This window comes from Bacillus silvicola, assembly GCF_050524305.1.
Lineage (GTDB): Bacteria > Bacillota > Bacilli > Bacillales > Bacillaceae_G > Bacillus_A > Bacillus_A cereus_AT.
Genome location: NZ_JBNGVC010000002.1, coordinates 100,497 through 123,214 on the forward strand (window position 1 = coordinate 100,497; position 22,718 = coordinate 123,214).

Consider the following 22,718-nt stretch of genomic DNA (forward strand, 5'->3'; position numbering starts at 1 on the left):
TTCGATATTTTGATTATTCCAGTTGAAGCGATAAATAGTCCGGTGAAAAAAGTGTTCTAGATATGAAAAAAGGAATATACAATGCTACAAAACAAGTAGAACAAAAAATCATTTTCTCAAAAAATGTTATGGATAAAGTGAAGACTAATAATCAGTGGGGGTTTTGTTCATCCCCCACTGATTATTAGTCTTCACCAATCGGGCATTTACTGGCAGTTTATCTCATACCTAACTTCTTTGCCCAAGCCGAATTTTTAGGTGGGAGTTTTACTGCCAGTTAATGCGGGATAAAGGTAGGTGACATCATGTGGAGAACGTGCCCTTATTACAAGTTACAAAAATGAGTAAATCTTTTTCAAATCAACTCGTATTAAAAGAAGTCAATTTACAATTAGAGCGCGGAGATATATACGCTTTAGTTGGAGGGAATGGTGCCGGGAAATCAACGTTAATGAAAATATTAACAGGTTTGTATTCATACGATTCTGGTAATATGTTTGTGAAAGGGCAAGTACAAAAGTTTTCAAACACAGCAGAAGCACATCAGCGTGGTATTTATTTAATTCCTCAAGAGCCGCTCATTTTTCCTCATATGACAATTGAAGAGAACATTTGTATCGGAATGAAAGCGAACAAGAAAAAACTGCGAAATAAAATTAATAAGTTGCTAGAAGAATTAGGGTGGAACATTCAACTTCATGATCTAGGGTTATCGTTATCTATTGCCCAGCAACAATTGGTAGAAATATTGAAAGGATTAATAAGGGAAGCTGAGATTCTTATTTTAGATGAGCCAACATCGACATTAACAACTCACGAAATTAAGAGTCTTTTTGTGTTGATAAAAAGCTTAAGAGAAAAAGGAATTGGCATGATATACATTACACATCGTTTTCCAGAAATCTTTGAAATTGCAAATAAAGTAGCGATTTTGCGTGATGGTATGATTGTTAGTCAGGGGAATGTTTCGAGTTATACATATGACTTGCTAATGGAGGGGTTATTGCCGAAAGGTTCTAGACTTGAGGAGAAGAAAGAAATCGTGCATGAAGAAATAGAGCCTTCGGAAATAATATTAGATGTCACGAATGCGTCTAGTTACGTGTTTCAAAATGTATCACTAACTGTACATGCTGGAGAAGTTATTGGGATTGCAGGTATCGTCGGATCAGGTAGGACGGAATTAGCTGAATCAATATTTGGATTAATACCTTTGAAATCAGGTTCCGTCTTATTAGAGGGGAAATCCATTACGAAGTATTCGGTACATAAGAGAATAAAAGAAGGGATGGTGTATGTGCCGGAGGACCGGGCAGGGAATGGCATATTTTCAATTGCGTCTGTTAAGGAAAATATAACATCTGCATCTTTAAACGGTATGAGTAGCTTCTTTTTAAATAACAAAAAAGAAAGCGCTTTATCAGAACTGTATATAAGACAGTTTCGAATTGTTGTCCCGCATATGAATGAAGAGATGACCTCTTTATCAGGTGGGAACCAACAGAAGGTCGTGCTAGCGAAATATCTTGCGTGTAATCCGAAAGTGATTATTCTTGATGAACCGACCCGCGGTATTGATGCGAAAGCAAGACTAGAAGTATACGAAACGATACGAAGTTTGAAGAGAGAGGGACTTGCGATAATATTAATTTCTTCAGATGTAGAAGAGATTGTTCAATTAGCGAATCGGGTATATGTGATGAGAAACGGAGAATTCGTCGCTCATTTAGAGAAGAAGGAAATTTGTATTAATGAAGTTACACGCCTTGCGTACGGAGGAAAGGGAGGTGTAACGGAGTGAAACGTGTATTTAAAATGCATGAGACGTCTATTATTATTTTATTAATTCTTTATATAGCCTTCGTTGGAATAATGAATCCTAGTTTTATTCAGTTTAGCTCATTATCTTTAATGCTGAAATCAAGCGTTATTTTAGTTGTTTTGGCAATTGGTCAATCTTTCGTATTATTTACGAAAAATATAGATGTATCAGTAGGATCTATTATGGGCTTAAGCGCTGCGGTTTGCGGGATGTTGTTAACAGATGGATACAGTGCCTTTATTTCAATATTTGCAGCAATTATACTTGGTGCTCTTATTGGTATGGTAAACGGAATTGGCGTTACGAAATTTCGAGTGCCAGCTATCATTATGACATTAGGAATGCTTGGGATTATTAGAGGTGCAATGTTAATATTTACGGGCGGAAAGTGGATTGAAGATATTCCGAATGAGTATAAACAAATTTCTTCTATTATGATGCTCGGTATTCCGGTAACCGTATGGACCGTTCTTATCATATTGCCACTACTATATTTCTTTTTAATGAAAGTACAAATTGGAAGATATTTTTATGCGGTAGGTGATAATGAAGATGGTGCAAGGCTTATTGGAATACATGTAGATAAAGTGAAAATATACGCGTTTATCATATCAGGCATAAGCGCTGGGCTCGCTGGATGCATATTCGTAATGAACATTGGGTTCGTTCCAAATCAAACAGGTACAGGGATAGAATTGCAAGTGATCGCCGCTGCTGTTTTAGGTGGTATTCATTTAAAAGGAGGAACAGGTTCTATATTTGGAGCGGCATTAGGTGCATTCTTTTTAGAAGTGATAAGCAGTTCACTCGTCTTTTTAAAAATACCTGCATTTTGGAATAGTGCAATTTCAGGATTTTTACTTTTACTCATCATTATATTAGATAGTGTCTTAAAAAAATGGAAGAAACTCCGGCAATTAGAAGAAAGGAAGGTGAATCTATGAGGGTAATACGTAGTTTGTATAGATGGGAAGGGGTTCTTCTCTTATTGCTTCTCGTAGAATTCATTTTCTTTAGTTTCATAAATAGTGATTTCTTAAACATTAGTAACCTCCTTTTTAGTATGAACGATTTCCTCATTATTTCAATTGCGGCTATTCCGATGACATTTGTCATTGTAACTGGTGGAATTGATGTATCAGTAGGATCTATTATGGGGCTTACTTCGATTCTTATCGGCGTACTTTGGATGAATGGCATGCCAATACTGTTGGCAGTTATCATTGCGCTTGTAGTAAGTTGTATAGCCGGCGGATTAAATGGACTTATTATAAAAATGACAGATGTAGAACCTCTTGTAGTTACACTTGGAACGATGTTTTTATATGCAGGAATCGCCCTTGTTATTTCAGGTGGTTCGGGGGCAGCGGGCTATGAAGGAATTAGTGGTTTACCAGATTCGTATGTGCAACTGGCAAATGGTAGTTTTATCGGTATACCTAATTTATTATGGCTCCTTGTCATTTTAACGATAGTATTTACGATATTGTTTCACCATACAACATACGGTCGTCACGCAAAACTAACTGGTGCAAATGAAAGTACGGCGAAATACTCCGGGATTCGAACGAAGAAAGTAGTGATTATTGCATATGTACTTTCTGGGTTAGGAGGTGGATTAGGAGGAGCTTTCTTAACAGCGTATTTCGGTTCTGCTCGTGCTGATATTGGGAGTGAAACGATTTTGCCAGTTATTACGGCAGTTGTTTTAGGGGGAACACTTATTACGGGCGGAAAAGGGAGTATTATTGGGACAGTACTAGCGAGTATTTTTATAGGACTTATGCAGTACGGTTTGCAAATGACTGGCTTAACGAATGAACAATCCAATGTAGTAATTGGTATTATCCTTATTCTTTCAGTTATTATGAGACATTTCAAATTACATCAATTCTTAGCGGGGAAAAGACGGAATTTGCATAAGGGGGAAATGTCATGATGAGAAAACTAGGGATTGTTATTATTATGTGTATTTGTTTAATCGGTTTAATCGCTTGCTCTAGCCAAACGGCAGATAAGAAAAAAGCAGACGATGTGAAATTTGCGTTCATTCCGAAATTAACAGGAGTGGGCTTCTTCACATCAGGCGGTGAAGGTGCAAAAGAGATGGGGGATAAGTTAGGTGTACAAGTGAAGTATGATGGACCATCTGAGGCGAGTGTATCAGGGCAAGTAAAATATATAAACAATTTTATTAATCAAAACTACGATGCAATTATGGTTTCATCTACGTCAGTTGATGGTCTCTCGCAATCACTGCAACGTGCAAAGAAAAAGGGGATGACTGTATTAACGTGGGATTCTGACGTGAATCCGAAAGACCGTTCGTTTTATATTAGCCAAGGTACACCAGATCAACTTGCAAATTTATTAATAGAAATGACATCTAAGCAAATTGGAGATAAAGGGAAGGTCGCGTTCTTTTATTCAAGCCCAACTGTAACAGATCAAAACCAATGGGTAACGAGGGCGAAAGAGATTATAAAAGAGAAATACCCGAACTGGGAAATTGTAACGACGCAATATGGTGAAAATAATGCACAAAAATCTTTATCAGTAGGGGAGAGTATTTTAAAAACGTATCCGGATATTAACGCAGTAATATGTCCAGATGCAACGGCACTTCCAGCGATGGCGCAAGCTGCTGAAAATTTGAAAATGGATAAAAATGTAGTCGTAACTGGGTTTTCAACGCCGAACGTTATGCGTGATTATGTAAAACGAGGAACAGTAGAGCAATTTGGTTTATGGGATGTTAAACAGCAAGGTGCACTCGCAACGTATGTCGCAAATGAAATTGTTGTAAAAGGGAAGAAGTTAAAAGTAGGGGATAGCTTTGAAGTAAAAGGAATCGGAAAAGTGAAAGTAGAACCAAACTCTATTCAAGGGTATGACTACGAGGCAGAAGGAAATGGTATTATCGTATTACCTGAACGAGTTGTATTTACAAAGGATAATATTGATAAGTATAATTTCTAGTAGAAAATAAAAACGTCCGAATATATCGGACGTTTTTATTATGTCGTTTTTTAATCTATCAGTTAATTGTGAACAGCTTCTTTTTCATTTAACCCAAGTGTGCGTCCTGTTGAAGCGTGAAGATCTTGGAACAACCTTGGATTTTCAGTTAGCGAAATGCCATAAGAAGGAATCATTTCTTTTATTTTTTCTTCCCATTCTACCATGCGGCCTGGGAAGCATTTTTCTAATACTTCAAGCATAACGTGAACAGCAGTAGAAGCACCTGGAGAAGCGCCAAGTAACGCAGCGATTGATCCGTCAGAGGCACTAACAACTTCTGTACCAAATTGCAGTGTTCCTTTACCACCTGCATCAGTATCTTTTATTACTTGCACACGTTGACCAGCAACTACAATATCCCAATCTTCACTTTTCGCGTTCGGAATAAACTCACGTAATTCTTCCATACGCTTTTCATGTGATAGCATAACTTGTTGGATTAAGTATTTTGTTAATCCCATTTCTTTTACACCAGCTGCTAACATCGTTAAGACGTTATTTGGTTTTACAGAACCGATTAGGTCAAGATTTGAACCAGTTTTTAAGAATTTAGGCGAGAATCCAGCGAACGGTCCAAACAGTAAAGCTTTTTTATTGTCTATATATCTCGTATCAAGGTGAGGTACAGACATTGGTGGAGCACCAACTTTAGCTTTTCCGTATACTTTTGCATGGTGCTGCTCTACAACTTTTTGGTTTTTACATACCATAAATAGTCCACTTACTGGGAATCCTCCAATATGTTTTGATTCAGGAATACCAGTTTTCTGAAGTAGAGGTAGACTACCGCCACCGCCGCCGATAAAGACGAATTTTGCAGTATGGTGTTCGATTTTACCACTATTCATATCATGTACTTTCACTTCCCACAAACCGTTCTTCGTACGTTTAATATTTTCGACACTATGTTTGTAGTTTAGCTCGACATTTTTAGTTTTTAAGTAATCAAACAACATGCGTGTTAACGCACCGAAGTTAACATCTGTTCCAGAATCAATTTTCGTTGCAGCCATCAGTTCATTAGAGTTACGACCTTCCATAATAAGTGGAAGCCATTTTTTTAATGTATCAGGAGCATCAGAAAATTCCATTCCTTGGAATAGAGGGTTTTTTGAAAGCGCTTCAAAACGATTTTTTAGAAACTCGACATTTTTTTCTCCTTGCACCAAACTCATATGAGGTAGTGGCATAATAAAATCTTGTGGATTACGAATTAAGTTTTTCTTAACAAGATACGCCCAAAATTGTCTTGAAAGTTGAAATTGCTCATTTACTTTTACAGCTTTACCAATATCTATAGACCCGTCAGATTTTTCGGATGTATAGTTAAGCTCACATAGCGCAGAATGTCCTGTACCAGCATTATTCCATTCGTTAGAACTTTCTTCTCCGGCATTTGTGAGTTTTTCAAATACTTTAATTTCCCATTCAGGTGCCAATTCTTTAAGTAATGATCCTAACGTTGCGCTCATAATTCCAGCGCCAATTAAGATAACGTCTGTTTTTTGCTGCATGTTGCTCATGATAATCTCTCCATCCCCTATATTGGCAAAAAAGAGTAGGTGTTTTTATATCTAAGCCGTAAAAAGAAAACACCACCTAGGCCCCACCTAGGTATTTACCTTTTTTGTCTCAATTATATAACCATCTCATACTCTATTATAATAATTAATAGACTAAAATATCTAGTGTTATCTGATAATTTTAAACTATTTAACGCTTTATTTTGTAGAATTCTTCTGCCATAAGGGTAAAAAGCATTGTAGTAAAGCGGAATTTGGAGAAGAATTCCAGTTTGATGTTATCTCAAAAAAACTTACTAATACTTTTATTTTTAAGTTTTAATCTTTGGGAATTTGTAAGAATCTGTTTTTAATTACATTTAATTTGAAAAAATAGAGTAAATAACAAATTAATGATAAGATTATTCTGAAAATAAAACAGGAGGGATACCAATGCTTACAAAAGAACAAATCGCAAACTTATTTCGGAATTTTTCTGAGAATGAATGTAAAGGATCAAGTGATTTATACGAGTATTTATCAATAAAAATTTCTGAAGATGAGGAAGTTCTTACGTTAGCTTCCTACGCACAACCTGGTCAACCAATCCCAAACGTATTATTAGGTGCAGTCCATTATTTATTGTTAAAAGGAAAAGAACACGGTTTAAAAAGGTATTATTATAGTTTAGTTGAAGATGCTGATATAAATTTTGGAAATACCTTTCACCAATTTAAAGATTTTTGCCATGTATATCGTGAAGAAATAATTACTTTATTACAAACGAAACTCGTTCAAACGAATGAAGTAAGACGATGTGCCTATTTGTATCCAAGTTTCTGTTACATATTTAATAAAGTGAACAAACCGTTAGCGTTAATAGAAATTGGTACAAGTTCTGGATTACAACTATTTTGGGATCAATATCGTTACTCATATGGAATGGAAGAAGTGTATGGAAATACACAATCGAATGTTCATTTAACCTCTGAAATAAGAGGGGATAATATGCCGTATTTGCTAAAACAAAGTCCACCTGTCGTAGAAAGAATCGGACTAGATTTACACGTGAACGATTTAAATGATGACGAAGACTATTTATGGTTACGAGCGCTTATTTGGCCAGAACATAAAAAAAGACTGGTACTATTCGATCAAGCAGCAGAACTTGTAAAAGAACAATCAGTACAATTAATTGAAGGAGATGGTGTAGTGCTTCTACCATCCATTGTAGATCAAATAAGGGAAGATGCAGTGATTTGTATTTTCCATACACATGTAGCGAATCAAATACCAGAAGGTGTGAAACATACGCTAGAAAAACAAATTAAAGAAATTGGTGCAAAACGTGATGTATTCCACCTATATAACAACATGTGGGACCGGGACCTTCATATTGATTATTATATTAACGGAAACGAATATTGTGAAACGGTTGGGGAGACGGAAGGGCATGGGAAATGGTTTAGTTGGGGGCTTGGGGATGAGTCGCTTTGTTAATGTAATCCTATAGGATGGGGAACTTTTGTTTTAAAATTAAAATTTTTTGATTAATATGATAATAATTGTGATAAGTTGTATATAAGGATAAAATAAAAAGGATGATAAGCATGCAAAAGAGACCAGAAGCAAATGAATATAACCCGTATTATTCAACGTACATAAACTTAATACCAGATGGAGATATCATACATATTCTAGAGCAACAAATGAAGGAAACGAATCTTTTATTGAAGGATATTTCTGATAGTGATGGACATTTTAGATATGCTCCTAATAAATGGAGTATAAAAGAAGTAATCGGTCATATTGCGGATACTGAACGTATTATGGCGTATCGATTGCTTTCCATAGCAAGAGGCGAGACAGCAGAACTTCCTGGATATAACGATGATATGTATGTTCTTAGAGCAGCTTTTGATAAGCAATCTATGCAAGATCTTCTTGAGAATTTAACAGTTGTTCGCCAATCTACTATGCATTTGCTTAAAAGTTTAGATAAAGAAGCTTGGTTACAAAGGGGAATTGCGAACAATTCTGAAGTCACGGTTCTTGCATTAGCAAACATAATTGCTGGTCATGAGCTTCATCATCGTCAACTTATAAAAGAACGTTATTTGGGTTCTAAGGCATATCCAGCATGTTAAAATATGAAAATAAAAAGAGAATGATTCATTGGGAATTTTTGAATTATTCTCTTTTTATTTTTTCTGCGTATCAGTGGAATTATAAATGTTTTTTTACAAGGTCTATTCCTTCTCGTTGATGCTAATAGGGGGCACTATATTTGTAATGTAGTTGGTATGTATGTTAGTAGGAAAACAGGTACAATCTCGTTAAAAGGATAGATTTATTGCATAATATTATTATGTAAACAAAATTAATGAATATACAACTTGTTAAATAGTTAATTATTTTTGTTTTTTCAATGGCTGCATAAGTATAATGTTTGTAGGGGGGACGATCATATGAGTAAACACAAAAAAATCATAGCGATTTCAGGCAGCATTAGGAAAGGATCATCCAACACAAACATATTAAAAACTTTAGCCGCATTTATTCCAGATGGAGTAGATTACACTATATATAAAGGAATAGAGGAACTTCCTCATTTTAATCCGGATGTAGATCGAGTGGGAGCACCGGTTGTTGTTCAAGAGTTTCGAAAGGCATTAAGCGAATCACATGCACTGATTATTTGTACACCGGAGTATGCAAAAGGTATACCAGGAGTTTTGAAAAATGCATTAGAATGGCTTGTGTCTTCAGCGGAACTATATAAAAAACCAGTGGCTATCATAACAGCTTCACCGTCAATTGCGGGAGGGGATAAAGCCCATGAATCTTTGTTACTTACACTAGGCATGTTAGATACAGTTGTCGTTCGAAATGGCTCGTTATTAATCCCGTCTGTACGCACTAAATTTAGTGATGATGCAAAAGTTACAGATGAGGGAACAAAACAAGCTCTAATTTCTTTAATTCATAGTATAGTAGACGAAACAAGGGGATAATGATTTATTTTATATAAAGGCAATACTACTGTTAGTTTAAAGTAGTATTGCCTTTTAATTTTCTTTTGGTTGAAATTTTGTAATAACGATTAGGAAATCATGTCACCTATTTTAAGGTTTAGACAAAATATATATTAATTAAGGCTCGGGTTCACGTCTTTTTTCTTCTTGGTCAAATAAATAACTAAGCTCAAGATTATTGCGAGGAAGAGTACACTTGTTCCAACTGTACCGAGACCAAGACCACCAGAATCGTGAGGCTGTGATAAATAATCGCCAAAAGAGGCACCGAAAGGCCGAGTTAAAATATAAGCGATCCAAAAGGCCAACACTGCATTTAATTTGAAGCGGTAGTAAGCGACGGTTACAGCCCCAATTAATGCGGCAAATATGAACGCTGAAATCCAGTAACCTAAGTTGAGACTCTCTGCTACGAGATCACCAGCTGCAGTACCTAAGGCGAAGGTGAACAGGATAGCTAACCAGTAGAATACTTCTCTCTTTGTTGTGTAAATAGAGTGAATGGACAGTGTTTTCTCACTCACATACCAAGCAGCAAAAGTTGCCAGTAGGAAAAGTGTGAAAACGATAGTGGTCGTCTCTAGAGCGACCCCGAAGTTGTCCGTAAGATTGTCAGTGACCAGCGTGCCAACAACACTAATCAGCAAGACTGTGAGCCAGTAAATCCCTGGAACATACTTCTTTAACCTAAACTGGAAGAACAGTGTGATGAATAAGAGAGCACTCATAACAAAGGTCGTTTTAGTCAAGCCAAAGTTCAAGTTTGTATTTAAGAAGTCCGCGCCTGTTTCGCCCACTGTAGTAGCCATGATTTTGATAATCCAGAAGAAAATGGTGACTTCTGGAACTTTGCTCAGCATCTGCCAGCTTCGTGATGAAACGGAAGTCACTTCATCAGAAATGGATGGATTTTCTCTATTCTTATCCTGATCCTTCTCATAAGATTTCATGTAAGATTCCTCCTTACTAGTTTTTATGGCCAACGCCAATTTATATACAGAGTGTAACTAATAAGAATGAGATTCAGATGAAATTTCGATGAAAAAATCATTAAAATAGGATGAAAAAAAGAAATTTCTAAAGTGACTTTTTTATTTAACAAATACAGTTAAATAAGTATACCCTTTTTTGTTCGCGACATAGAAAATACAGCAAAATGGACACTCTTCATTTGAGATCCTAAGTTAGTGGCTAATCGGTTAAGTTTTTTTGTATTTAGTGGACATTAAGAATATCTTATGTATTTCTCATCATATTTTCATATTTTTTTAGTAGAGTATACCTTGTATCCTACAAGGAAAGAGGAAGAAGACTATGCATATACTACATTTTTTAAGTGAATATATAAAGCACCCAAGAACTGTAGGAGCGGTATTGTCAAGTTCTAAGCAACTTGCAAAACAAATGGTAGCCCCTATAAATTTTGAACAAGCAAAATGCATTATTGAGTATGGACCAGGAACTGGAGTGTTTACGGAACAGCTCGTTAAACATAAACATAATGAAACGGTATTGTTAATTATTGAGAATAACGCACAGTTTTACCGTATACTTCAAGAGCGATATTCACACATGGAAAATGTGTACATTATTCATGACTCTGCCGAATATACGGAAAAGTATGTTCAACAATATAAAATTACCCAGGTGGATTATATTATTTCAGGATTGCCATTTACCAGTTTATCCCTTGATACCTCTACAAAGATATTACAGGTAACAAAAGAAGTATTAGGAGAAGAAGGGAAATTTATTACTTTCCAATATACACGCTTTAAACAACAATTTTTTCATTCATTTTTTGTAAATATTGAGGTGAAGAAAATAAACTGGAATATTCCACCGGCTTTCGTGTTCACTTGCTTTATGTAAGGTGATGGGGGAGGAGCGAAACCAAATCACTATCATGCAAAAGAATCGTTCATTTTTTGCTAGAAATATAAACTATTACTTTCATTTTTGACTATTAAAAGGGAGGGATACTTTGGGGGAAGTTGAAAACATTTTTCGGGTCATATTTAGTCTTTGCTTCCATTAATCGGTCAAAGTTACAGCTGTAGTAAGCATCTGGCCAATCTTTAATGGAGAGGTCAGATGTATTAACGTAGACGCCTTTTATGAATGGGTGCATCACCTTTTTGTATAGTTAAATATATTTACTTAAAATCTCCCCGGGTAATCCATCAATCTCACAAACTATATCTGATGTAAAACCAGCGTTTAATAAAATTTTTCGAGAGGGGATATTATTTGGATCGATAATTGCTTTTAGTACGTTTACATCAGTATGCTTCGCTATTTCAATTAATTCTTTTGCAATACAACTACCATATCTTTTTCCCCAGTGTTCTGGCAATAACATATAACCAAGTTCAGCTTCTTTTACATTATCTTCATTCACTGTTATATGTCCAAGTCCAATGAATTCATTTGTACTAGAGTCATAAACTTTATTGGAACCAAATAATTTATGTTTTTCATTGCGCAGTAACAATTTTTCATAGTCGTTTTGCGCTTCTTCTAACGGAATAGCACGCTCTGTAATTTGTGCCATGACTTTTTCGTTCGATACGAGCTGAAAGTATAGATTAAAATCCGCTGCTTCAAATTTTTTGAAATGTAGCTTATGCATATGATTCCTCCAAACTAACTTTTATTTGTTCTTCAGAAAAGATAAACAAGCGTTAAATAGTGATTTCTATTTGATTGCCTTCCGGGTCGCTTATTACACTTTCGTAATAGCCATCTCCAGTGAAACGCGGTCCATTTAATAAAGGATAACCATCATCTTTTAATGTTGTAGTTAATTCATTTACACGTTCTTCACTACCGACAGAGAATGCAATATGTGCATAGCCAGTTATATTAAGATTGGGCTCATTTTCAATACCTTTTTTGCGCATAAGTTCAAGCCTTGCTCCAGAATCGAACGTAATAAAATAAGATTTGAATTGTTTCGTTTCATTATGATATAAAGAGTTTGCTTTACCATTAAAGTACTTCGTATAGAAAGTACGCATTAATTCTAAATCATTTACCCAAATTGCAATATGTTCAATTTTCATAGTTTTCACCAGCCCTAACTTAACTAATTAGGCTTTCACTTTATAAAAATTGTTTTTGCATTGCAATAATTTTGATTCGGTGTTGAAAGGATTGTTAATTTTTGGTTATGTGCGTACATACAATAGGTAATTAAATGAGTTATCTACATAGTAACTACTGAAAAGGGTGAATGATGAATATGAGTTCATTTGAGCAAATGATGTACGTTGGTTTCCTTATGTCTATTGTACTGTCCGTAATGATTTTAGGGTCCTTATATTATAATCCTCGACTTTCGTTAACTGATTATCCGAAAGATATTCAAAAGGTAGTTTTTCCGAAATCGATTCATGAAAAAAAGCAAACGATTTACTTTAATATTGCCTATAACGCTATTCTTTTCGGTACTCCTTTTGTTTCCACATATATACTACATAAACATGAAAAACTATTATATGTTGATGCCTATTTACATACTTTTGGTATTTTAATGTTTTTCAATTTAGTAGATTTATTCATAATTGATTGGCTAATCTTTTGTTGGATCACCCCGAGATTTGTTGTTATTCCTTGTACGGAAGGGATGAAGGGATATAAAGATTATAAGTTTCATTTAAGAGGGGCTATAGTCGCTACTCAATTTTTAGCAATCGTCAGTTTGTTTTTGGCGGGAATTGCGACAACTATTTAGTGTGAAGAAGGGTATAAAACGTTTATAGAAAATAAGGAAAATTATAATATATAGAATTAGAAATAAGAATTTGATAGTATTGGAGTAAGGAGTTTTAATAGCAGTATATTAAGTGGTACTAATATACTACTGCAAATACTTCCATAAATTTATGGAAGTATTTGATAGAATTCAAAAAAACATAATGGAGGCTAATATGAAAAAAGTAATTGGCGCAGCAACAGCAACTGTTTTTGGATTGGGAGCTTTTACTACAACTGCTACCGCAGAAACAATCGTAACAGCAGATGTACTCAACGTACGTGAAAAACCGACTACGGAATCAAAAGTTGTCGAAAAAGTAAAGAATGGGCAAGAGTTAAAAGTCATAAATACCGAAGATGGCTGGTCAAAAATTGAGTTAAATGGTAAGGAAGTATTTGTAAGTTCGGAGTTTACAAAAGATGTGTATCATGTAACGGCGAATTTATTAAATGTACGTACTGAAGCAAATACAGAATCAGAAATTCTTGGTAGACTAAAAAAAGATGATGTAATTGAATCAACGCATCAAGTAAAAGACGGATGGCTGCAATTTGAGTATAAAGGAAAAACAGCTTATGCAAATGTTTCTTTCCTATCAAGTACAGTACCAATTGAAAAGAAAACTGAAGAGAAAACGAAGCAAGTAGCGAAAGTACAAAAATCAGTTAAAGAAAAGAAAGAAGTAAAGACGCAGAAAGTAGCAAAAGTGCAAAAAGAAACGAAAGCACAAGAAATAGTAAAGTCTAAAGAAGTAGTGAAAGTATCAGAGAAAGTAAAAGTTAAAGAAGAGCAGAAAACGCAAGAAGTAACAAAGCCTAAAGAAGAAGTGAAAGTTAAGGAAGAACCAAAAGCGCAAGAAATAACAAAGCCTAAAGAAGAAGTAAAAGTTAAGGAAGAACCAAAAGCGCAAGAAATAACAAAACCTAAAGAAGAAGTAAAAGTTAAAGAAGAACCGAAAGCGCAAGAAATAGTAAAGCCTAAAGAAGAGGCAAAAGTCAAAGAAGTAGTAAAAGCAAAAGAAGAAGAGAAAGCAAAAGAAATAGTAAAAGCTAAAGAAGAAGAGAAAGCAAAAGAAGAAGAGAAAGCAAAAGAAATAGTAAAAGCTAAAGAAGAAGAGAAAGCAAAAGAAATAGTAAAAGCTAAAGAAGAAGAGAAAGCAAAAGAAATAGTAAAAGCTAAAGAAGTAGAGAAAGCAAAAGAAATAACAAAAGCTAAAGAAGAAGAAAAAGCGCAAGAAATAGCAAAAGCTAAAGAAGAAGAAAAAGCGCAAGAAATAGCAAAAGCTAAAGAAGAAGAAAAAGCGCAAGAAATAGCAAAAGCTAAAGAAGAAGAGAGAGCGAAAGAAGTATCAAAAAACAACATACAGTCTGCTAAACGTGAATTAACGGTAGTAGCGACAGCGTATACTGCTGATCCAAGTGAAAATGGTACATATGGTGGACGCGTTTTAACTGCAATGGGGCATGATTTAACGAAAAATCCGAATATGAGAATTATCGCAGTTGACCCGAAAGTAATCCCATTAGGATCTAAAGTATGGGTAGAAGGTTATGGAGAAGCTATCGCTGGTGATACTGGAAGTGCAATTAAAGGTAATCGTATTGATGTTTTAATGGGCTCCAAAAGTAAAGCCATGAATTGGGGAAGAAAAACTGTTAAAGTAAAAGTTTTATAATAATTATCCAAATAGAAGTCAGTTCTCTTTATTGAGACTGGCTTTTATTTTTTGAGTGGAAGTAAAATAGAATTTTTAAAGGGTTTATTACTAAATCTGTACTAAAACATAACAGGAAAATGAAACTTGTATCATGTTTATAAAATAAAACTATTAATAATGAGGTGAGGAAGTAGAATAAAAATTTATTGAGAAGTAGAGAAGAATAGTATGTTGACAACGACGGGTTAACGTATAATGAAATGTATAAATCGGATCAAATCATTTACTAAACATTTTCACTCATAATAGTGTAATTAAGTTCAAAGGATAGGTGTATTTCATGAAAGAAGTAAGAGAATATATTGAAACAAAGAAACAAGGTGTATTGGAGTTGCAAATAAAAGAAACTGAAGAAAAGTTAGGTGCTGCTTTCCCAAATCAATATAGGGATCTTATTAAATTAGTTAATAATGCTGAAATAGGGGAATGGATACTATATCCGATTAAAGATAGTAGAAATGTAACGAAAACTTGGGATGATATAGTTAGACAAAACGTTGACATGAGAGATGAGCATATGCCAGAAAACCTTATCGTAATTGGTGACGATGGTTCAGGGGATAAATTGTGCTTTAAAATAAATAGCGGATTCATGGATGATGAAGTATATATTTGGTATCACGAGGATGACGAAATGGAAGAAATAGCCCAAAGTTTAAAAGAATTTATTATAGAAACTATTCAGGAAGACGATGCTTTTTAGTGTTAATTATTATTATAGGGTGAACATTGCAATGAATTGAAAGGATATAGAGTAATTGAAGGAAGAGATTCCTATAATCATTACTTTTGGGGAGAATTGTTTATCAATTATTTATCAACTTTATTTTTATTGAAAAATGTTAAAATCATATTATTAAGAAAATTCAGAAAATGAAAGGAGGAATACAGATGAGAAGGCTTTTGTCAGTCATTTTAACGGTATTATCAATATGTATGATATTCTTTATTAATTCACCATCAGCTTCAGCAAATGAGAATATAGCCAATGGAGACTTAAAACAAAAGTACAATGAAGGGATAAAAGCTGGAGCGATAGATAAAAGCATAACATATGAGCAATGGGAGAAAATTGTTACAGATAATGAAAAAGCATTTGAGAAAATAAAAAACGATAAGGTTAAAGAAGTACCTGCAAAAGATTCAGGATGGCAAGGAGCCTACTATCAAGGGTTCAATATTAAAAGAGGTGACATACTTATTACTAATGGTACGTCCTTTTATGGTATTGCTGGTCATGCAGCTATAGCCAATGGAGACAATTATATTTTAGATGCTCCAGGGTATGCTATTAATACAAATCGAGGAGTATTAAATACTACAAGACAAAGAACTGTACAACAATGGTTAGATGAATATACTGGAAAAGGTACTGTATGGGTGTATCGAGTTTCTTCTTCTTATAATTATGTAGCTGGTAATGCCGCTTCTTGGGCAGATAGAACATATTATTCTTCTAGTGGTAGTGCAACTCAAGACAGATTTCCTAGTTATGGAGTGACTTTGAATACAAAAGGTACTGATCCAACATATTGTTCAAAAATTGTATATCAAGCATATTATTATGGCTCGGGTAACCTTCCATTTATGGTTCCTACTTCTACAACTATTATCGGACCTTATGGTTTATTAGACAGTTTTGCTAATAACTATAGACCAAGCCTAGTAAAAACATTTTAATTCTATTAAAATTTTTAAAAGGAGGTAACAACATCATGAAATCTATAGTTATTTCCTTATTTTTTGCAATTTTAGGAATGATTTTTAGTATATTGTTTCAGTTTATGGCTTATTGGGGTTCCAATACAATGATATGGTATTGGATAGGAGCAGTAATGGCGTATTTATTTACAACAATATCATTGATAACTTTGATACTTCTATATCGTGGAACAAAGCAGTATACAGCATCACTTAAGTTTTTAATACTATTAAATATAGCAATTATATTAGGAACTATATTCTGGACTACATTTATCATCATTGCTTGGAAATCAGGAATATAATAGTTAATTTTCATATTTTCAAGGGGAAAGGGCGATTCAAAAAGGAATATGCCCTTTTTGTGTTATTTATTTGAGTACTATTTTGTACATTGGCAGTTTCTATTTATGACAATTACAAATCATAAAAAATATAAATTTAATGAAAGATTAAGATAATAATTTGTAAATTATATTGTTTCATGGATTGATTGAAAATAAGTCCGAGAACAAGTACGCTCAATATGCTGAATTTAATGCGGAATAGTTATATCATTAAGTATCGTATGAAATATATCTTTCTGCGTGAAATCATCTGTAAACACAGTTTCTTTATTCACTTCAATTGTATCGTGCGGATTATACCATTTCTGTAATGCATCCTCACCAAATTCATGCTGCTTTTCTCTTGTATTATGCCGTCTAATCGTTTCTTCAAGTGATAGGTCAAAATAATATGTATAAGTGTTTCCTTCAAAATAATGTATTAATTCTTTCAGCATAGCACCGTATCTACGGCTGTTCAAAATACCTTCTAAAATAACAATTTCACATTTTCCTTTTCCATATTTCGTAATTTCAAATAGTAGATCATGAGATAAGTTATCCATTGTGTCGTGGACTCTTAGCATATCTCTACGCACTACGTCTTGAGAGACTAGAAGTGTACCTTGCCCGAAATGTTCTTGTAATTCCTTTGCGATTGTTGTTTTGCCACTTGCGGAGTTTCCTCGAAGAATGATTAAAGTCGATTTCAAATTCTCATCTCCAAATTGTTTTAGTTTTTTGCTTTGTTACATTAAAAATTGTTTTAGTAAGCGTTTCTCGCCAGTTTGTAGAAGTTATTGTTTTCAAAGTGATATGAGACATCGTAAATAACCTCCAGTTTATTTGTGGTTTGATTGATTATATGAACTCTTTATTTTAAAGATACAATATTTTCTTGAAAAATAAACAGAATTATTGTAAAGTAATGATAATTAAAATTTATATTGTTTAAAAGTTATGAAAGGAAGTAGTAACAAGTATCTTTTCTTTTAGAGAGTCGGTGGGTGGTGTAAACCGATAGAAAGCGCTTGTGAATCCGTCCTTGAGTGAAATGTGGAACCCTTCAATGTGAAGTTAGTAATCGTTTCCGGTTAAAAACCGTTAATTTTTTAAGTGGAAAGCTTATATTTTCTATGCTTTCAACTAGGGTGGCAACGCGGGTTAACTCTCGTCCCTTTTATAGGGACGGGAGTTTTTTGTGTTTTTTAGTGAAATTCCCTATCTTAAAAGCTTAATGTGAACGAAGAAGATGACATTAGTCACTTATTAAAGGAGAGATAAGACATGTTAGATGTAAAAGTATTACGTGCTAATTTTGAAGAAGTAAAGAAAAAATTGATTAATCGCGGTGGAGAGTTTCTTGAATTGGATACATTTGAAGAATTAGATCAAAATCGTCGTGAACTGTTAGTAGAAGTAGAAGAATTAAAAAGTAAACGTAATGGAGTATCTGAGCGTATTGCGAAGTTAAAGCGTGAAAAACAAGATGCTAATGAACTTATTAGTGAAATGCGTGAAGTAGGAGAAAGTATTAAAACGTTAGATGATGAGTTACGTAATGTAGAAGAGGAATTGAATTCTATATTAATGGCATTACCAAATATACCTAATGAAACAGTTCCTATTGGAGCATCAGAAGATGATAATGTTGAATTACGTAAGTGGGGAGAAATAAACGAATTTTCATTTGAAGCAAAACCACATTGGGAAGTTGCTGAAAAATTAGGGTTACTAGATTTTGAGCGAGCAGCAAAAGTAACAGGAAGCCGCTTCGTATATTACAATGGCTTGGGAGCACGTTTAGAGCGAGCAGTAGCTAACTTTATGCTAGATTTACATGTTGAAGAACATGGATATACGGAAGTGATTCCACCGTTTATCGTAAATAGCGATAGTTTAATAGGAACCGGACAATTCCCGAAATTTAAGGAAGATGTATTTACATTAAAAGACACAGATTACTCTTTAATTCCAACGGCGGAAGTACCATTAGCGAACTATTATCGTGACGAAATATTAAATGATGCAGAATTGCCTATTAATTTTACCGCTCATACGCCATGTTTCCGTTCTGAAGCTGGTAGTGCAGGACGTGAATGAACTGCACCCCAATTGTTAGACACGACTAACAATTGGAGGTGCAGTTTTTTTATGGCTAAATTTTCTTCAAAAGAAAAAATACAAGCAGTAAAACGATATTTAGAAGGCCCAGAAGGCGGGACAAGCATTGCTAAATCTATAGGCGTGGATCAGCGGGTATTTTATCACTGGATTAGCCGATATGAATATTCCGGTGAAAAAGCTTTTGAAAAACGCTATACATCTTACTCTACGCAATTTAAACTAGACGTACTTAACTATATGATTGAAAATAGGACGTCTATTAGGGAAACAGCGGCAATTTTTAATATTCCATCTTATGAAACGGTTCGTAAATGGAAAGTAGCTTATGAAACAGAAGGATTGGATGCCCTACAACTTAAAGAAAAGAGGCATCCGTCTATGAATAATAAAAATCACAAAATAGTGAAAAAGCAATTACCAGTCGAAGGCTCCATTGAAGAACTCCAAGAGGAGTTAGAAAGGTTACGTATGGAGAATGCGTATTTAAAAAAGTTGAATGCCTTAGTTCAAAACAAACAGAAGTCACAAAAAAAGACAAAGCGCAAGTAGTTTATGAATTAAGGCATCAATTTCCGGTACAATCACTTTTAGTGCTTGCCAATATTCCACGTAGCACATATTATTATTGGTTAAAAAATGCCAAACGTCCGGATCCAGATGCAGATTTGAAAGTATTAATTCAAGCTGTTTATCATGAACATGAAGGCCGTTATGGTTATCGCCGTATTCGTGATGAACTTACTAATCGTGGACATAAAATAAATCACAAAAAGATACAACGCATTATGAAAGAATTAGGATTAAAGTGTTTGGTCCGTATGAAGAAATATCGCTCTTATAAAGGAACTGTTGGAAAGATTGCCCCTAATATTTTAGAACGTAATTTCAAAGCAGAAAGGCCAAACGAAAAATGGGTCACGGATATTACGGAGTTTAAATTATTTGGAGAGAAATTATATGTATCGCCAATGTTGGACTTGTTTAATGGTGAAATTATCACGTATACAATTGGTTCAAGGCCAACCTACGCCCTTGTTTCTAATATGTTAGACCAATCCTTTGAACGCTTAACAGATGAGGATGCCCTCCTTATTCATTCCGATCAAGGTTGGCACTATCAAATGAAAAAATACCGTGATTCTCTTCATAAACGTGGTATTACACAAAGTATGTCTCGGAAAGGGAACTGTTACGATAACGCAGTTATCGAAAATTTCTTTGGTATTATGAAATCTGAATTTTTATATCGAAAAGACTTTAAGAATATGGAACATTTTGAACAAGAACTAGCAAAATATATATCTTACTATAATCATAAGAGAATTAAGGCAAAATTAAAGGGTATGAGTCCGATACAATACCGGACCCACGCCCAAAACGCTGCCTAATGAAATAACCATGTCTAACTTTTAGGGGTCACTTCAGACACGAGAGGACTTATTCGCCAGCACCAATTTAGCAAAGTTGAAATGGTTAAATATACTAAGCCGGAAGAATCATACGATGAGTTAGAAAAATTAACTGCGAATGCCGAAAGAGTACTACAATTGTTACGATTACCTTATCGAGTTATCGTATTATGTACAGCTGATATAGCATTACCAGCTGCGAAAACATATGACATTGAAGTTTGGTTACCAAGTTATGGGGTATATCGTGAAATATCTTCTTGCTCAAACTGTGAAGATTTCCAAGCGCGTCGTGCAAGCATACGTTTCCGTCGTACATCAGGTGCAAAACCAGAATTTGTGCACACGTTAAATGGTTCTGGGTTAGCTATAGGGCGTACAGTAGCAGCTATTTTAGAAAACTACCAACAAGAAGACGGCTCAGTTATAATCCCAGAAGTATTGCGTCCATACATGGGAGGAGTAGAAGTAATTAAATAAGAAAGATGATGATGTAAAATAAAGTTTAACAGTTTATAAAATACTAGCAACGAGGTGCTACATGTTATTTCAAAACAATAATTTATCGGTTAGATATGTAACAAAAGACGATGCACCTATCATCTCTAAATGGTTAACAGATCCAGAAGTTTTACAGTATTACGAAGGAAGAGATAATCCGCAATCTGTAGAAAAGGTACTTAATCACTTTATACATAATCCAAACAGTAATGAAAAAAGATGCATAGTAGAATTTGATGAAATGCCGATCGGTTACATACAAATGTATCCTGTTGATTCTGAATGGAAAGCTTTATATGGATATGAAGAATCACAAAATATATGGGGGATGGACCAATTTATCGGTGAGCCTAATTATTGGGGAAAGGGAATTGGAACAAAACTCGTTCAGGCAGCGATTACATACATTATGGGTGAAATGGGAGCAGAAGCAATCGCAATGGATCCGAAAGTAAATAATGAACGTGCGATTAAGTGCTATGAAAAATGTGGATTTAAAAAGGTGAAGATATTAAAGGAACATGAACTGCATGAAGGGAAATTAGAAGATTGTTGGATGGTGGAATATAAAGCATTATAATGAGTATGTAATGGCTTATACAAACAAAGGGAGCTGTGCGAAATGAAAAAAGCATTATTAGTAATTGATGTGCAAGCAGGTATGTATACAGCGGGAATGCGAGTACATAATGGGGAAAAGTTTTTAGAAACTTTGCAAGAACTTATTGGGGAATGTCGTTCGAATGGTCTTCCGGTTATTTATGTCCAACATAACGGACCAAAAGATCATCCGTTAGAAAAAGGTACATATGGCTGGAAAGTACATGCGGCGATCGCTCCGCAAAAAGGGGACAGTATCGTTGAAAAGACGACGCCAGATTCATTCCATAAGACAAACTTAAACGAAGTGTTACAAGAAAAAGGAATTGAACACGTTATTATTTCAGGAATGCAAACAGAGTATTGTGTGGATACGACAATACGCAGAGCATTTAGTGAAGGATATAAAGTAACGTTAGTAAGTGATGCCCATAGCACGTTCGATACAGATGTATTACGTGCTGAAGACATTGTGAAGCATCATAACGCAGTGTTGGGAGCATTTGCGGATGTTATTGCGTTAAAAGATTTAAAAGTAGAAGCGTAAGTAAGTGTTGAAGGAGAAGTTATTCTAAATGGAAATTTGGAACAGCTTCTTTTTATTTTTGTCGATAAATCTTAAAAGTCGCAAATATAATTTCATTCACCGTAATGATAATGTAAAAAAGGAGCACCACCTTATCCAAAAGGGAACTCCTTCATCAAAACGTTACTTTTTCTTATCTTTATCCAACACATTCTGTTCTTCAGCAAACTCCGTACCATACGCAAATCGGCGATTAATACGAATATTATCGTTGTTATGACGAGTACGTGAATGAGAAAAACGATGGACGATTACTTCTGATAATGTAAAGACGATGGCAGAAAGGATACTGCCCCATGCGATTTGCATGTAGTTGTCTAATAAAATATTTCCGAAAATCCAAACGCTTAAATACGTAAGTAAGAAATCCGTCATAATGGCAGCAGAATCGCCAATTCGATTTAAAATGATTTTATCAACAAACATATAAGAAACGATTGTAACAAATAGACTAAAAGAAATAATTTGGACGAACGTAGCGGGGAAAAATAAAGCGAGTCCAATACTAAAAGCGATAATACATGATATAAATTTGATTACTATTACAGTAAAATCATTCAATATTTACACCTCCGATTTATACATAGTTTTGCAATAAATTCAGGAGTTCA

Annotated in this window: 22 protein-coding genes, 3 pseudogenes and 1 other annotated feature; of the genes and pseudogenes, 18 read left to right on the plus strand and 7 right to left on the minus strand. The window is 34.6% G+C overall.

From position 1 onward, the window contains the following. Window positions 1–307 precede the first annotated feature (307 nt). From ACP6L7_RS07480 to lsrB, 4 genes are read left to right on the plus strand one after another with little or no spacing between them, the layout of a single operon-like run. Complete coding sequence (locus ACP6L7_RS07480; protein WP_141533505.1) at window positions 308–1,801, plus strand: sugar ABC transporter ATP-binding protein; 1,494 nt, start codon at window positions 308–310, stop codon at window positions 1,799–1,801. Continuing rightward, a complete protein-coding gene (locus ACP6L7_RS07485) occupies window positions 1,798–2,766 on the plus strand; it encodes an ABC transporter permease subunit (protein ID WP_097830411.1) in 969 nt (322 codons plus the stop codon). The genes ACP6L7_RS07480 and ACP6L7_RS07485 overlap by 4 nt, the downstream gene beginning before the upstream one ends. Continuing rightward, complete coding sequence (locus tag ACP6L7_RS07490) at window positions 2,763–3,761, plus strand: ABC transporter permease (RefSeq protein WP_141533506.1); 999 nt, start codon at window positions 2,763–2,765, stop codon at window positions 3,759–3,761. Before ACP6L7_RS07485 ends, ACP6L7_RS07490 begins: the two co-directional genes overlap by 4 nt. After that, on the plus strand, window positions 3,758–4,801 hold the full coding sequence (gene lsrB, locus ACP6L7_RS07495; RefSeq protein ID WP_097830413.1) for an autoinducer 2 ABC transporter substrate-binding protein LsrB: 1,044 nt from the start codon (window positions 3,758–3,760) through the stop codon (window positions 4,799–4,801). Before ACP6L7_RS07490 ends, lsrB begins: the two co-directional genes overlap by 4 nt. 62 nt (window positions 4,802–4,863) lie before the next feature. Here lsrB and ACP6L7_RS07500 read toward each other — a convergent pair whose 3' ends face one another. Then, window positions 4,864–6,366 (minus strand): malate:quinone oxidoreductase, encoded by a 1,503-nt coding sequence (locus ACP6L7_RS07500; RefSeq protein WP_097830414.1) that lies wholly within the window; start codon window positions 6,364–6,366, stop codon window positions 4,864–4,866. A gap of 432 nt (window positions 6,367–6,798) precedes the next feature. On the opposite strand from ACP6L7_RS07500, the gene ACP6L7_RS07505 reads away from it, so the two are divergent. The 3 genes from ACP6L7_RS07505 to ACP6L7_RS07515 all read left to right on the plus strand — a co-directional run bounded on the left by ACP6L7_RS07505 (window position 6,799) and on the right by ACP6L7_RS07515 (window position 9,359). Next, window positions 6,799–7,845 (plus strand): DUF2332 domain-containing protein, encoded by a 1,047-nt coding sequence (locus ACP6L7_RS07505; protein WP_097830415.1) that lies wholly within the window; start codon window positions 6,799–6,801, stop codon window positions 7,843–7,845. Between the two features lie 110 nt (window positions 7,846–7,955). Continuing rightward, complete coding sequence (locus ACP6L7_RS07510; RefSeq protein WP_097830416.1) at window positions 7,956–8,492, plus strand: DinB family protein; 537 nt, start codon at window positions 7,956–7,958, stop codon at window positions 8,490–8,492. Window positions 8,493–8,813: 321 nt separating this feature from the next. Continuing rightward, on the plus strand, window positions 8,814–9,359 hold the full coding sequence (locus ACP6L7_RS07515; RefSeq protein WP_097830417.1) for an NADPH-dependent FMN reductase: 546 nt from the start codon (window positions 8,814–8,816) through the stop codon (window positions 9,357–9,359). Window positions 9,360–9,493: 134 nt separating this feature from the next. Here ACP6L7_RS07515 and ACP6L7_RS07520 read toward each other — a convergent pair whose 3' ends face one another. Continuing rightward, window positions 9,494–10,330: a COG4705 family protein gene (locus ACP6L7_RS07520; RefSeq protein ID WP_097830418.1), complete on the minus strand. Its 837-nt coding sequence runs from the start codon at window positions 10,328–10,330 to the stop codon at window positions 9,494–9,496. A gap of 364 nt (window positions 10,331–10,694) precedes the next feature. On the opposite strand from ACP6L7_RS07520, the gene ACP6L7_RS07525 reads away from it, so the two are divergent. Further along, window positions 10,695–11,252 carry a class I SAM-dependent methyltransferase gene (locus tag ACP6L7_RS07525; RefSeq protein WP_097830419.1) on the plus strand — a complete coding sequence of 186 codons (558 nt, stop codon included), beginning with the start codon at window positions 10,695–10,697 and terminating at the stop codon, window positions 11,250–11,252. Window positions 11,253–11,346: 94 nt separating this feature from the next. On the opposite strand, the pseudogene ACP6L7_RS07530 reads toward ACP6L7_RS07525, so the two are convergent. The 3 genes and pseudogenes from ACP6L7_RS07530 to ACP6L7_RS07540 form a co-directional block, all read right to left on the minus strand. Then, window positions 11,347–11,511 (minus strand): annotated as a pseudogene (locus ACP6L7_RS07530) (BBE domain-containing protein); the annotation flags it as partial. Window positions 11,512–11,526: 15 nt separating this feature from the next. Beyond that, window positions 11,527–12,012, minus strand: coding sequence for a GNAT family N-acetyltransferase (locus ACP6L7_RS07535; protein ID WP_097830420.1), 486 nt, complete (start codon window positions 12,010–12,012; stop codon window positions 11,527–11,529). Between the two features lie 52 nt (window positions 12,013–12,064). After that, window positions 12,065–12,445: a VOC family protein gene (locus tag ACP6L7_RS07540; RefSeq protein ID WP_097830421.1), complete on the minus strand. Its 381-nt coding sequence runs from the start codon at window positions 12,443–12,445 to the stop codon at window positions 12,065–12,067. 179 nt (window positions 12,446–12,624) lie between these two features. On the opposite strand from ACP6L7_RS07540, the gene ACP6L7_RS07545 reads away from it, so the two are divergent. The 5 genes from ACP6L7_RS07545 to ACP6L7_RS07565 all read left to right on the plus strand — a co-directional run bounded on the left by ACP6L7_RS07545 (window position 12,625) and on the right by ACP6L7_RS07565 (window position 16,863). Next, window positions 12,625–13,116, plus strand: a complete 492-nt coding sequence (locus ACP6L7_RS07545) for a nitroreductase (RefSeq protein WP_141533507.1) — start codon at window positions 12,625–12,627, stop codon at window positions 13,114–13,116. A gap of 196 nt (window positions 13,117–13,312) precedes the next feature. Next, window positions 13,313–14,815, plus strand: coding sequence for a cell wall-binding protein EntB (entB, locus tag ACP6L7_RS07550; protein ID WP_430529015.1), 1,503 nt, complete (start codon window positions 13,313–13,315; stop codon window positions 14,813–14,815). A gap of 322 nt (window positions 14,816–15,137) precedes the next feature. Continuing rightward, complete coding sequence (locus tag ACP6L7_RS07555) at window positions 15,138–15,560, plus strand: SMI1/KNR4 family protein (protein ID WP_097830424.1); 423 nt, start codon at window positions 15,138–15,140, stop codon at window positions 15,558–15,560. A gap of 188 nt (window positions 15,561–15,748) precedes the next feature. Beyond that, entirely contained in the window at window positions 15,749–16,537 is a 789-nt protein-coding gene (locus tag ACP6L7_RS07560) for a hypothetical protein (protein ID WP_097830425.1), read from the plus strand. Between the two features lie 35 nt (window positions 16,538–16,572). Further along, window positions 16,573–16,863, plus strand: a complete 291-nt coding sequence (locus ACP6L7_RS07565; RefSeq protein WP_097830426.1) for a DUF3902 family protein — start codon at window positions 16,573–16,575, stop codon at window positions 16,861–16,863. 230 nt (window positions 16,864–17,093) lie between these two features. Here the strand turns inward: ACP6L7_RS07565 and ACP6L7_RS07570 are convergent, their stop codons facing one another. Continuing rightward, the gene (locus tag ACP6L7_RS07570) at window positions 17,094–17,597 is read right to left on the minus strand and encodes a kinase (RefSeq protein ID WP_097830427.1); all 504 of its coding nucleotides are present in this window, start codon (window positions 17,595–17,597) and stop codon (window positions 17,094–17,096) included. A 238-nt stretch (window positions 17,598–17,835) separates the two neighbouring features. Further along, window positions 17,836–18,066, plus strand: a binding site (T-box leader). 105 nt (window positions 18,067–18,171) lie between these two features. Between ACP6L7_RS07570 and serS the strand changes: the two are divergent. From serS to ACP6L7_RS07595, 5 genes and pseudogenes are all read left to right on the plus strand, one after another. Next, a pseudogene (gene serS / locus ACP6L7_RS07575) lies at window positions 18,172–18,984 on the plus strand (serine--tRNA ligase); the annotation flags it as partial. A 54-nt stretch (window positions 18,985–19,038) separates the two neighbouring features. After that, window positions 19,039–20,399, plus strand: a protein-coding gene (locus ACP6L7_RS07580) for an IS3 family transposase (protein WP_430528870.1) whose coding sequence is annotated in 2 segments (ribosomal slippage) — window positions 19,039–19,495 and window positions 19,495–20,399 — 1,362 coding nt in all. Because the reading frame shifts where the segments join, the coding sequence is not laid out codon by codon here. A gap of 36 nt (window positions 20,400–20,435) precedes the next feature. Beyond that, window positions 20,436–20,900, plus strand: a pseudogene (locus ACP6L7_RS07585) (aminoacyl--tRNA ligase-related protein); the annotation flags it as partial. Between the two features lie 61 nt (window positions 20,901–20,961). Next, window positions 20,962–21,501 (plus strand): GNAT family N-acetyltransferase, encoded by a 540-nt coding sequence (locus ACP6L7_RS07590; RefSeq protein ID WP_097830429.1) that lies wholly within the window; start codon window positions 20,962–20,964, stop codon window positions 21,499–21,501. Window positions 21,502–21,543: 42 nt separating this feature from the next. Continuing rightward, window positions 21,544–22,068, plus strand: a complete 525-nt coding sequence (locus tag ACP6L7_RS07595; RefSeq protein WP_097830430.1) for a cysteine hydrolase family protein — start codon at window positions 21,544–21,546, stop codon at window positions 22,066–22,068. Between the two features lie 162 nt (window positions 22,069–22,230). On the opposite strand, the gene ACP6L7_RS07600 is transcribed toward ACP6L7_RS07595, so the two are convergent. After that, window positions 22,231–22,668 carry a YndM family protein gene (locus ACP6L7_RS07600; RefSeq protein WP_071746320.1) on the minus strand — a complete coding sequence of 146 codons (438 nt, stop codon included), beginning with the start codon at window positions 22,666–22,668 and terminating at the stop codon, window positions 22,231–22,233. Between the last annotated feature and the right edge of the window lie 50 nt (window positions 22,669–22,718).